11 protein-coding genes are annotated in these 11,682 nt (G+C 41.1%); 5 read left to right on the forward strand and 6 right to left on the reverse strand.

Annotated elements, in window-relative coordinates; genetic code table 11:
* Nucleotides 1-2: 2 nt before the first annotated feature.
* A complete protein-coding gene (locus AC13CK_RS11060; protein ID WP_004279360.1) occupies nt 3-1,049 on the reverse strand; it encodes a rod shape-determining protein in 1,047 nt (348 codons plus the stop codon).
* Nucleotides 1,050-1,181: 132 nt separating this feature from the next.
* Here AC13CK_RS11060 and gatC point away from each other — a divergent pair, with 132 nt between their 5' ends.
* The 3 genes from gatC to gatB are packed head-to-tail and all read left to right on the forward strand — an operon-like array spanning nt 1,182 to nt 4,508.
* On the forward strand, nt 1,182-1,496 hold the full coding sequence (gene gatC, locus AC13CK_RS11065; protein WP_064095715.1) for an Asp-tRNA(Asn)/Glu-tRNA(Gln) amidotransferase subunit GatC: 315 nt from the start codon (nt 1,182-1,184) through the stop codon (nt 1,494-1,496).
* A gap of 52 nt (nt 1,497-1,548) precedes the next feature.
* Nucleotides 1,549-3,027 carry an Asp-tRNA(Asn)/Glu-tRNA(Gln) amidotransferase subunit GatA gene (gatA, locus tag AC13CK_RS11070; protein WP_085064471.1) on the forward strand — a complete coding sequence of 493 codons (1,479 nt, stop codon included), beginning with the start codon at nt 1,549-1,551 and terminating at the stop codon, nt 3,025-3,027.
* Nucleotides 3,027-4,508 carry an Asp-tRNA(Asn)/Glu-tRNA(Gln) amidotransferase subunit GatB gene (gene gatB, locus AC13CK_RS11075; RefSeq protein WP_253146871.1) on the forward strand — a complete coding sequence of 494 codons (1,482 nt, stop codon included), beginning with the start codon at nt 3,027-3,029 and terminating at the stop codon, nt 4,506-4,508. The genes gatA and gatB overlap by 1 nt, the downstream gene beginning before the upstream one ends.
* A gap of 49 nt (nt 4,509-4,557) precedes the next feature.
* Here the strand turns inward: gatB and AC13CK_RS11080 are convergent, their stop codons facing one another.
* Nucleotides 4,558-5,358: a hypothetical protein gene (locus AC13CK_RS11080; protein WP_219309939.1), complete on the reverse strand. Its 801-nt coding sequence runs from the start codon at nt 5,356-5,358 to the stop codon at nt 4,558-4,560.
* A gap of 331 nt (nt 5,359-5,689) precedes the next feature.
* Between AC13CK_RS11080 and AC13CK_RS11085 the strand changes: the two genes are divergently transcribed.
* Nucleotides 5,690-6,061 (forward strand): hypothetical protein, encoded by a 372-nt coding sequence (locus AC13CK_RS11085; RefSeq protein ID WP_253112694.1) that lies wholly within the window; start codon nt 5,690-5,692, stop codon nt 6,059-6,061.
* A 310-nt stretch (nt 6,062-6,371) separates the two neighbouring features.
* Here the strand turns inward: AC13CK_RS11085 and AC13CK_RS11090 are convergent, their stop codons facing one another.
* From AC13CK_RS11090 to sbmA, 4 genes are all read right to left on the reverse strand, one after another.
* Nucleotides 6,372-6,767 carry a lysozyme inhibitor LprI family protein gene (locus AC13CK_RS11090; protein ID WP_004279354.1) on the reverse strand — a complete coding sequence of 132 codons (396 nt, stop codon included), beginning with the start codon at nt 6,765-6,767 and terminating at the stop codon, nt 6,372-6,374.
* Between the two features lie 77 nt (nt 6,768-6,844).
* Nucleotides 6,845-7,366, reverse strand: a complete 522-nt coding sequence (locus AC13CK_RS11095; protein WP_425879645.1) for a hypothetical protein — start codon at nt 7,364-7,366, stop codon at nt 6,845-6,847.
* A gap of 277 nt (nt 7,367-7,643) precedes the next feature.
* Entirely contained in the window at nt 7,644-8,624 is a 981-nt protein-coding gene (locus tag AC13CK_RS11100) for a hypothetical protein (protein WP_425879643.1), read from the reverse strand.
* 688 nt (nt 8,625-9,312) lie between these two features.
* Nucleotides 9,313-10,506: a peptide antibiotic transporter SbmA gene (sbmA, locus tag AC13CK_RS11105; protein WP_004730392.1), complete on the reverse strand. Its 1,194-nt coding sequence runs from the start codon at nt 10,504-10,506 to the stop codon at nt 9,313-9,315.
* Between the two features lie 503 nt (nt 10,507-11,009).
* Between sbmA and AC13CK_RS11110 the strand changes: the two genes are divergently transcribed.
* Entirely contained in the window at nt 11,010-11,204 is a 195-nt protein-coding gene (locus AC13CK_RS11110) for a hypothetical protein (protein ID WP_004730396.1), read from the forward strand.
* The last annotated feature ends 478 nt before the right edge of the window (nt 11,205-11,682 follow it).

An 11,682-nucleotide genomic window follows, 5' to 3' on the forward strand; every position in this document is an offset into this window, starting at 1 on the left:
TCTTAGCCTACGAATAACATGTCATGATTTGGGTTGTCGAAAAATTCGAGTACCTTGCCGCCACCACGTGTCACGCATGATAGTGGATCTTCTGCCACCACCACCGGCAGGCCAGTTTCTTTGGCAAGCAGCTTGTCCAGGTTACGCAGTAATGCACCACCACCAGTTAACACGATACCACGTTCAGCGATGTCCGAAGAAAGCTCAGGAGGGGTATGTTCTAAAGCAGATTTCACAGCAGACACGATGTTTTGCAATGGATCAGAAATCGCTTGGGTCACTTCGTCTGAATTGACCACAATCGCGCGAGGCACACCTTCTGCGAGGTTACGACCACGAACTTCAATTTCCAGCGGTTTAGCACCTTCATCAGGCAAAGCCATACCGACTTCTTTTTTGATCACTTCAGCCGTAGTTTCACCGATCACACAGCCATGCGCTTTACGCACGTAGTTAATGATCTGTTCATCAAAGACATCACCGCCGATACGTAAAGAATCGGCATAAACACAACCTTGTAGGGAAATGATTGCAATTTCAGTCGTACCACCACCAACATCGACGACCATCGAACCACAGGCCTGCTCAACTGGCATCCCTGCACCAATCGCTGCTGCCATTGGCTCTTCGATTAAACGCACATCACGTGCGCCCGCATTAAACACGGCTTCACGAATGGCGCGGCGCTCAACCAGAGTCGACTTACATGGCACACAAACCACGACACGCGGTGCTGGAGTAAATAAACGGTTTTCATGTACTTTGCGAATAAACTGATTCAGCATGGTCTCAGTGACTTCAAAATCCGCAATCACCCCGTCTTTCATGGGACGGATCGCTGAGATATTGGCTGGGGTACGACCTAGCATTTGCTTCGCTTCAAGACCGACTGCCGCAACAATTTTATGTGAACCACTATGACGGATGGCTACAACCGTTGGTTCATTTAATATAATGCCTCGTCCTGGCGCATAAATAAGTGTATTTGCTGTACCTAAATCAATGGCAAGATCGGGCGAAAACAAGCCTATTAGTCGTTTTAGAATCACGGGGACGTTCTCAGTTAAACTTTATATGGACGCAAGGTGGCCACTTTAACTAAATGTGATGATTTGGACAAGTCAATCGCTTATCATAACGCATGATAATTTGAATTTTTTTAATACTGATTAGGTAATATTATGTCTACATCGGATGCACAGCATTCTGCAGATTTAAGTGCAGAAACAGTTTCAGCTATTGCCAACCTTGCACGGTTATCTCTCAATGATACGCAATCTGCTGAATATGCTCAAAGTTTAAATAAAATTTTAGGCATGATGGAAACCCTGAAAGGCATCAATACCGATGGTGTTGAACCCCTGAAAAGCCCTTTCGACCACCCTCAGCCGCTACGTGATGATGTGGTTACCGAAACCAATCATCGTGAGCAATACCAGGCAGTTGCACCAGCTGTTCAGGATGGCTTGTACCTCGTACCGCGCGTGATTGAGTAATTACTACCCAGTTCATTCTTTTTATTAAATTAAACGTAAAGAATTATTTCTCATGACAGATTTACATCGCTTATCCATTCGTGAACTTAGTGAAGGTCTGGCAAATGCCCAGTTTTCATCTCGCGAATTGACTGAACATTACTTAAAACGCATTGCAAAAATTGATGCACAGGTTAAGGCTTATGTGACGGTGACTGCTGAACAGGCGTTGGCTGAAGCTGATGCTGCCGATGCTGCAATCAAAGCTGGCAATGCCTCTGCCCTGACTGGTGTGCCAGTTGCCCACAAAGACATTTTCTGTACCCAAGGCATTAAAACCACTGCCGGTTCAAAAATGCTGGACAATTTTATCTCTCCTTACGACGCAACCGTTGTAGCGAAAGGTAAAGCTGCGGGCCTGGTCACTTTGGGTAAAGTGAACATGGACGAATTCGCGATGGGTTCGACCTCTGAGAACTCATATTACGGCGCAACTGCCAACCCTTGGAACCTGGGCCATGTCCCTGGTGGTTCTTCAGGCGGTTCTGCAGCAGCTGTGGCAGCGGATTTGGCACCATTTGCAACTGGTACTGACACCGGTGGTTCAATCCGTCAACCTGCATCATTCTGTGGTCTGACCGGTCTTAAACCGACTTACGGTCGTGTATCGCGCTTCGGTATGATTGCCTATGCATCATCACTAGACCAAGGTGGTCCAATGGCACGTTCTGCAGAAGACTGTGCTTACCTGATGAATGTCATGGCCGGTCATGATGCCAAAGATTCAACTTCAATGGATCAAGTGGTAGATAACTATGTCGCGAACCTGAACGCTACCTCAGTAAAAGGTTTACGCATTGGTATTCCAAAACAGTATTTTAATGTTGCTGGCCTAGCTGAAGATGTTAAAGCACGTGTCGAAGAATCACTTAAAAAGTTAGAAGAAATGGGCGCTACGCTTGTTGAGATCGACCTCAACATGACTGAAAGCTATGTTCCGACTTATTACCTGATCGCACCTGCCGAAGCTTCTTCGAACCTATCACGTTTTGATGGCGTACGTTATGGCTATCGCGCAGAAAATCCTGTGGACCTGATGGACCTGTACAAGCGTTCACGTTCAGAAGGTTTTGGTGCAGAAGTGCAACGCCGTATCCTGATTGGTACGTATGCCCTATCTGCAGGTTATTACGATGCTTACTATGTAAAAGCACAGAAAGTACGTCGCCTGATCCAGCAAGATTTCCTTAAAGCATTTGAATCGGTCGATGTCATTGCAGCACCTTCTGCGCCAACGACTGCCTATAAAATTGGTGCAGATTTAACGCCAGTTGAAATGTACCTGGGCGATATTTACACGCTTGCGGTAAATCTGGCAGGTCTTCCTGCGATTAACGCGCCTGTCGGTTTTGACCAAAATAACTTGCCAGTTGGCTTACAGCTGATTGGTAATTACTGGTCAGAATCTCAATTGTTGTCTGTGGTACACCAGTATCAACAGGCCACCGATTGGCATACAAAACGCGCTGCAATTGCTGAGGAGAACGCATAATGGCTCAAGCTCAAAAATCGGCTAAACCAAAATCCAACCTGATTGATGGTTGGGAAGTCGTTATTGGTATCGAGATTCACACTCAGCTTGCCACCAATACCAAAATTTTTTCAGGTTCATCGACTGTTTTCGGTAATGATCCAAACACGCAAGCCAGCCTGGTTGATTTGGCTATGCCGGGCGTATTACCGGTATTAAACAAAGAAGTGGTTGATCTTGCGATTCGCTTTGGTCTGGGTATCGATGCTTACATCGATCAGGCGTCTGTATTTGCGCGTAAAAACTACTTCTATCCGGACTCTCCAAAAGGCTATCAGATCAGCCAGATGGACAACCCGATTGTGGGCTTGGGTCATATCGACATCCAGCTTGAAGATGGCACGGTTAAACGCATTGGCGTAACCCGTGCGCACCTTGAGGAAGATGCAGGTAAATCGATTCATGACCAGTTCGAAGGTATGTCAGGCATTGACTTGAACCGTGCCGGTACGCCGCTGCTTGAAATCGTTTCTGAACCGGATATGCGTTCGGTTGAAGAAGCGGTTGCTTATATCAAGGCAATTCACACTTTAGTGCGCTGGTTAGGTATTTCTGACGGTAACATGGCGGAGGGTTCGTTCCGTTGTGACTGTAACGTGTCGTTACGTCGTCCGGGTCAACCGTTTGGTACACGTTGTGAATTGAAAAACCTGAACTCATTCCGTTTCATTGAACAAGCGATCAATGTTGAAATTGAACGTCAAATGGAAATTCTGGACTGGGATGGCACCATTGATCAGGAAACGCGTCTGTTCGACCCTGTGAAAATGGAAACGCGTTCAATGCGTTCTAAAGAAGAAGCGAACGATTACCGCTACTTCCCGGATCCTGACTTGTTGCCTGTGGTGATTCCAGATGCGCAAATCGAAGCGATTAAAGCGCAAATGCCTGAGCTGCCTGCTGCTCGTCGTGCGCGTTTCGTGGCTGACTTCGGTGTGACTGAGTATGATGCTCACGTACTGACCCTGACTCGTGAAATGTCAGAGTTTTACGAAGATGTGGTAAAAGCTGCTGGCGGCGCTGCACAAGGTAAAATTGCTGCAAACTGGGTAATGGGTGAATTCTCCGGTGCTTTAAACAAAGCTGGCCTAGACCTTGCCGACTCTCCTGTGTCGAGTGAGAAATTGGGCGGTATGATTGCGCGTATTGTCGACAACACTATTAGCGGTAAGATCGCGAAACAAGTGTTCGGCTTTATGTGGGAAGAAGGCAAAACTGCGGACGAAATCATTGCGGAAAAAGGCTTGAAACAGGAAACTGATACAGGCGCGATTGAAGCAATCATTAAAGAAGTGCTTGCTGCTAACGAGAAGATGGTTGAAGAGTATAAATCTGGTAAAGAGAAAGCTTTCAACGGTCTAGTTGGTCAAGTGATGAAAGCATCACGTGGTAAGGCTAACCCTGCTCAAGTGAATGAATTGATGAAGAAATTGATTGGTTAAGGCTGATTGATTTTGGAATAAAAAAACCCGCTTTAGAGCGGGTTTTTTCTTAAAGATATGCTTCTTTTAATAGAATATTTAAATAATCATAAAAATCATTTAGTCTTTTATAAATGACTTCTTTTTCATAGTCTGAAAAAACTTCTTTTAAATTGGGATTTCGATCTAAATTTATTTTTACACAGATGTTAGTAGGACTTATTAAGAAGATTCTTTTCAAAATTACTGTATTATCATCCTGATCCTTTTCATCTTCTTGCTTATCAATAGTAGCATTACCAATCCAACAAAACCTGAGTTGCATTGCTGCTGATTCAAGTTTTGTGATTATGTCCAATGTTGAGTTATTCAACTCATATAATTTTTTAATTTCATTACTGTCAACCCCTATATAAAAACCATCAGTTTCTAAAATTTTCATAATTTCCCAACGATAGTTTTCAAATTCATCAGACCATTTTTTCTCATTCGCTTTAAAAACAGCATCTTCTCGATTTCGAAGATTTTCAGCATTATCACTTAACCTATATTTCGCTGTAATTTCTCTTTGTTTGGATACGATGTTCTTTAATTCACCTAACATTTTTATTTTAGAGGTTTCAAATAACTGTCTTTTCCATAAATCAAATCCCAGTAAAACCGCAATAGGTGCCATAAATGCCCCAACACCTAAAAATATAGAAATAAGATCATATCTCGACCATTTAGCTACATCCTTACTATTTAACCCAAGATCTTCAGGATACAAACTACCTAAATAAAAATAGAGAATAGTTAATGCTAAAGTTAAAAAAATGTAGACTACAATAAAAATAGCAATTTTTTGCAAGAGCTTTTTAGGAAAAAACATACACCATACGAACCAGATTAAGTAAATTAGATCAGCAACTAAACATGTAAAATAATAAAGATATTTATTTGAAAAAAGTTCCAATTACAAATTTCCCCTCATTTAAATCTAAGAGCATAAACATCTAATTATTAGAGTAATTTTATATTATACGATTTAAAAATCCGCTTGTAATGTAAAAAATCTAGTTTAATCAAAGATCTTTTTTTCAAAAATAACTTTAACTTAAGAATGAAATACACCTAACCAAAACAACATATCCATCAAAAAAGTATCCTCAATTGCCAAACTTGAAGACTTAGGACGTATTCAGCTTTCAAAGTCTTTATTTATGCGTGACTTCCTCTATAGCGAAATCGCCAACTGGTACGGTGTACCCAACTTCCCCGATCATCCTGACATTGCTATTCGTACAGGTACGGAACTCTGTCAACAACTACTCGAACCACTCCAAGACAAGTTTGGACGTATCGCGATTCGTTCAGCCTATTGCTCGCCAAGCGTCAACCAACTCGGCAACGAAAAAGGACATAACTGCGCAAGTAACGAGAAAAACTTTGCCAGCCACATTTGGGACTATCCCGATGCAAAAGGTTATGGGGCAACGGCGTGTATTGTCATTCCATCATTTTTAGCACTGTATGAAAAAGATCAAGCCAATTGGCAAAAACTCGTCTTTTGGATTCATAATAATTTGAATTAAAACCACCTACAATTTTTCCCAAAACTTTGTGCATTTAATATTGGTTGGCATGAACAACCTGCACGCGAAATTTATAGTTATATTCAACCCAAAGGCTATTTGCTGCGTGGTGAAGCTGTGAATAAAGAATTTGAGAAATTTTATCCTGATTTATTGTAATCATTAATCCCCCCAAATCCCCCTTTTTCAAAGGAGGACTTGCCACGTCATCAATTGATACGCGTGGTTCCCTCTCCTGAGCAAGTTTTAAAGCACTGCTTTAAAATGAAGCGCAAGAAAGGATGAGGGCTAGGGAGAGGATTTTTTTAAATTAATACTCTTCTCTTAAATTTTCTAATTCAGTCGCACGTGCGGCAGTCGCTTCCATGTAACAACTATTGCTATTTACAGTTGCAATCGTCCCTCCATTCGGGTCGGCATAAAAATCGCAATTGGCATCACGATAGCGAATCCAGAGACGCTGAACCTCTTGAAGCTGTTTTTTACGGTTTGCATTCAGCGATGCCATCGTCTGTTTATAGGCATTATTTAACCGTGTATCTTGGCGATCTGTTTCGGCCGCAATACAATCCAGCATATTTACAGTAACGCCACCTGAGCGATCCATACAATTTGAGTATTGCCGACTCAAATCATTGTCCCCTGCGTACAGCGCAGGAGGAAGTATAAACATACTTAAACCCAATAAAGCAGTGCGTTTGAACATAACAACCCCTATCTTTTCATTTATGTTATTCATAATAAATACCATAATTGAACCCTGGCACGCATGCATTCAATCAGTTATTTCCCTCTTAACTCACCCAACTTATTCCACACATCCGGTGTCAAGAAAGTGACCACCAGTTTATTTAAATCCACATAACGCAGCACACCTTTAAGCTGACTTTTCACTTCAGGATTTTCTAAAATTTCCTCACCGGTAATCCGTCCAAGTTCCTGAAAACTGTCACCCACCGCTTGTACGCCTTCCGCAGCAATTACCGCTTTGGTCTGTGCAGAACATTGCTCTACCAATATACGCTGCAATACTTGGGCTAAATTTTTATCCAGCTGGATTCTTTGTGCTTCATTCACATTACTGAATTTCTTCAATTCCGGATGTGCAGATAAGGCAACAAAGGTCCATTGCAGCACCGTTGTTTTATCTGCTGCCGTGGTGGATTTCACCAGACAGTTACTCAGCTGCTCGACGGTTGGCCCCGCAATAGCCATTTGGGTGGTAGCCATCAAGGCCATTGCCATTAATCCCCACCGAATTTTAGCTGTAAATCTGCGACGGATAACCTCAGTTTGGCGTGACATAAGCGAATCTCTTTTTTAACAATCAGCTACTTTGTATCATAGACTCGCACCTTGCCCGTGTTATTACTCTGTAATTTATGGCAATACACAAGCCACGGGCAAAAGACCGATATCTGATTAGGTGTATTGAGTGTAAATGTGAGTTTGAGATTAGAAATCCCCGTCTCTGTTCAGCATTTTTTAAGACGCCACTTTAAAAAAAAGGCGAGTGAAAGCATCCTCAGAATGTATTTTAAGGATTCTCGAAAGAGGATGGATTAAGAAGGAAAAAATAGTCCTACTTCACCTGCCTGAGCATATTCTTTGCTCCGGCATGATTATAATTATTGGCCAGGTTTTGCAAAATTTTTACCGCCTGACCTTTGGCATTGGAAAAACGGCTGCTATAACTCGGCACACTGGTTAAACAGCGTGCAACCAGCATCCCTGATTCAGTATAGACACGTGTTCCCTCTGTGCCCTGCAATTTGCCATAGTTATAGGCACGCTGGGCGTTGTTACATGCATTATTCAGATTCTTGCCACTGTTAATATCACGTCGCGCTGCCACATAAATCTTCATCTGATTTTGTTGCGGTGTTTCTGCTACCGCAGCTCGAGCTGATGCCGCTGCTAGCTGCTTTTTCTCTGCTTCTTTTTTCTCTAACTCTTTTCTTTCTAATTCCTTTCGCTCTAATTCTTTCTTCTCCAGTTCTTTACGTGCTGATTCCTTCAGCTCATTTGTCGTCTTTGCGGCAGGAGTCTTAGGAGGAGTCGTAGTTTTTATCGATGCAGGTTTGGTTTGCTCCAAAGCAACCCTGGCTTTAGTTGGACGATAAAAGTTTTTTGCTTGAGAAGGACTCATGACCTGGGTGAATAGTCGAACACTACGTGTCTGGCTAGATTTATCAACTTGTCGTTCAGAAGTTGGCTCAATCGAGACAATCCAGCTTTCAGTCAGGTCATCCATACGACACTGATAGGCACCACTACCTTGTACAACACCCCGATTGGCACTCAGGCGTTTACGCTGGGCAACATCTGCCACTGCACTAAAATTACTTTTATACAGCAGTGAAAATTTACCACCCTGTTCATGACAATATTGCGTCAGTATCGAACGCGGATACATGGCCTGAGTCGTGTTATTTTTCTGAGCTTGTCCCCAAAGATAAACATAATCTTTTGCACTACCATCACGTTGATTCAAAGCCCGTTTGGCAATTAGTTCTTCCGGACTGGCAAAAGGATGTAACACCTCTGATTTCAACCGATTCACGCTATTACATCCAGCTAAAGCTGCTGCCCCTATTATTAGAATTATTACTTTTAGCTTCACAGCAAATATCTCAACCCCAAAATCCCGTATAACATAGCTTAAATAGCACAAAACAACAAACACAAGATATTGATAACTATAATATTTAAATGGTAAAAAGGCACATATCAGCCTCAACTTTGCTGATTATGCCAAGCTTCATGTGATAAAAATTGACACAAGTATCATTTTTAAGCCAGATCAAATAACAAACAATTTCATTCAGGACTCAAGAAAAAGATAGAAAAAACACATAAAAAACCGAAGAAGGCGGTGAGTCCTTCTCCGGCGGCTTATTCAGGGAACGCTACAGACCTTTATTATAATGGGTAATAAATTTACCTTTTATCCGCTATAACATTGCCTGAACAAGATCAGCATAAGAATAATTTCCTCAACGTACATTTGTTATTTTTATACGTCAAACCACCGGAAATTAAACGCCATCTTGGCTGGCCCTTAGGATTTTAGACAAGAAAAAAATATCTGAATACCCCAATATTGGGAGGTTCTGACACGATTTACCCAAGTCATCTGACCAACGGTCAGATCGATATTTTCCATTGGATTTTGTAAATTAACTCGCCCTAAAAAAAGCCAAACCTAAAACTGTTTGGCTAATAAAGCAGGATAATAATATGAGAAAAAATTAATCAATATGTGATTCAAATGCTTTCAACCGTTTATAGATCGACATCAGTTCAATAATCGTCGGCCAAGACAGAATCAGATACTGGAAAGATTCCCGTACTTTGCCAAATACATTCAGGATTTGCATCATCAAACCAAGAGTAATTGCCCCTGCTGCAATACTTGGAAACAGAATAAATAATCCGTAAATATTGTCTAACTGCAAGTACCAGATCCGAACCATGTTGAAATAAGCATAGTGAAAATACAACCGGAAATAATTCCAGCGTACCCGGCTAAACAGTTCTTGTAATGTCAGCGGATGTGCGCGATCAGCATAGTCTTCGCCATAGACCAGCTCTTTACGATAGGCTGCCTCAACTTTCTGGTTATTGAACTCCAGTCCGGGCAATTTCATTCCCACGACCATTAAAATGACCGTACCCAATACCGCCCAGCCGATCGAGGCCCACATTAAAGCATGCGGTATTTCCCCTACAATCGGTAAAACTTTCACATGACTAGAGAGCTGATATAAGATCGGCAGGAATGCCATCAGCAACATCAGCGCTTCGATCAAGGAAACACTTAACTGCTCCGTGGTTTTGGCAAAGCGCATGGTATCTTCCTGGATACGTTGTGATGCACCTTCAATATGACGTAACTGCTCCCAATGTGCGGTGTAATAATCATTCATCGCGGTACGCCAGCGGAAGACATAATGGCTGACAAAAAACAGGTTAAATACCGCTAAAGTGACATAAACCATCGCAATATAAATAAAGGTTAATGCGCCTTGATACAGCAATGAAACATCCCCACCACCCTTAGTGAGCATTTGTTGAATCTGATCATAAAACGGGCTATACCATTCGTTTAATACGACATTGACCTGTACCCCGAACCAGATATTAAACAGAATAAATGCCGAGCCCCAGACCGACCAGCGCTGCCATCGGTGTCTGGCTTTCCATTGCCAGAACAGCGCAAATATCGTAGTTGCAATGAAATACCAGAGATAGAACCAGATAAATTGAGCTGACCAGAAACGCCCGATACCGATTGTAAGCTTTTCATCAAAATAACCTTCAGGAAAACCCAGATAGGTTCCCCATCCTGATCCGCCACTATGCCAAAGCACAAGATTAATGATAAACCACAAAATCAGGCTGCTAAAAAACCAGACGGGTTGCGGGAAAAATGACTTAAACATGCCGACCCAATTCTCCTTATATCTCTTGGTCATTCAAATGACGCATAGTTTATTCTTATTTTAGATTTTTACTGTTATAAAGCATTAATTTTCAATTTAGTGTAAAAAAGGATAGAAAGATATCGAGTCTATAGAAACTTATTTTTATCATTCAGCTCTGCGTTATGATTTTCCTTATATTCTCGATTTTTATCATTCAGCCGAGCGATATCAAAAAACAGAAAAATCATCATGTTTTTGACCTTTCGTTATTTTGATAGACTTTTTTATGCTTGTTATCTGTCGGGTTTATGTAAAAGAACTTCATGCTTCTGAGCACTGCGAGTATAGGATGAAAATCAGGCATACTGCATGTCTTCTAGGTATCTTTTATCTAAATAGAGCACCTCTCCCTATTTGAATAAGTCATTGATCAAGTTCTCAGTTTTTGAAGAAACAGTTAAATTTTCAAAAATCATGCTATGATTTAATTATCGAAAAGTAATCTTATTTTGGAAAAAACTATGGAAAGTTCAGTAATTGAATTACTTAAACCGGTGACTCTACAAAAAGAAAACTGCGACCCTATTATTTTTGAAGCAGGTACTGTTTTGAAAGTGGTGATGCAGACTCCAACCAGTCTTCTGGTCAGTAATGATGATGATTTTAACTTTACCATTCCTCTAAAAGACGAAAATGAAGTGTGGCGAGAAATCTGAGTATTTTTCTCTTATGCAAATAGATGGGTTGTATCTGAGTTGGGTTTCTTAACTTATAGGATACGACCCTTAGCTTTTCTCCACTTTGATTGCTCTTTTATTATTTTTTCAAAAAATTATTTCTTTCCTCTTCTGTCATCATTTACTGATTTTAAATTGGCTCATATCCATTTGAGCAAAAAATTCTGTTTAATTGAAACATCATTTAGTTTTGTAACCTATGTAAGATCACTAATGATCTGTTTTCGGTCTTTTGTATCTACTCTGTCCTTGCGATGACACCTTTACATCTCTTCTCTCTGTTTAGCTCAACTTCATCTAATACCTACGCTTCGATTCAAAAAAAGAATATTCAAGTTATTTTCAGAGTTTAGTCATAGAACTGGCGTTCATCTTTCTTCGATTTTTTATCCTCTGATAAAATTTATCAATAAGAATTAAAAAATAATCTGAGATGCTAAATTAAGAGGCTGTTTAA

This window comes from Acinetobacter sp. L-24 (assembly GCF_056857555.1).

Excerpts from the sequence above, each read along its gene's own strand:
- gatB (WP_253146871.1), top strand. The coding sequence starts at position 3,027 with ATGGCTCAAGCTCAAAAATCGGCTAAACCAAAATCCAACCTGATTGAT.
- sbmA (WP_004730392.1), bottom strand. The coding sequence starts at position 10,506 with ATGTTTAAGTCATTTTTCCCGCAACCCGTCTGGTTTTTTAGCAGCCTG.
- gatA (WP_085064471.1), top strand. The coding sequence starts at position 1,549 with ATGACAGATTTACATCGCTTATCCATTCGTGAACTTAGTGAAGGTCTG.
- AC13CK_RS11110 (WP_004730396.1), top strand. The coding sequence starts at position 11,010 with ATGGAAAGTTCAGTAATTGAATTACTTAAACCGGTGACTCTACAAAAA.
- AC13CK_RS11085 (WP_253112694.1), top strand. The coding sequence starts at position 5,690 with ATGCGTGACTTCCTCTATAGCGAAATCGCCAACTGGTACGGTGTACCC.
- AC13CK_RS11090 (WP_004279354.1), bottom strand. The coding sequence starts at position 6,767 with ATGTTCAAACGCACTGCTTTATTGGGTTTAAGTATGTTTATACTTCCT.
- AC13CK_RS11095 (WP_425879645.1), bottom strand. The coding sequence starts at position 7,366 with ATGTCACGCCAAACTGAGGTTATCCGTCGCAGATTTACAGCTAAAATT.
- AC13CK_RS11080 (WP_219309939.1), bottom strand. The coding sequence starts at position 5,358 with ATGTTTTTTCCTAAAAAGCTCTTGCAAAAAATTGCTATTTTTATTGTA.
- gatC (WP_064095715.1), top strand. The coding sequence starts at position 1,182 with ATGTCTACATCGGATGCACAGCATTCTGCAGATTTAAGTGCAGAAACA.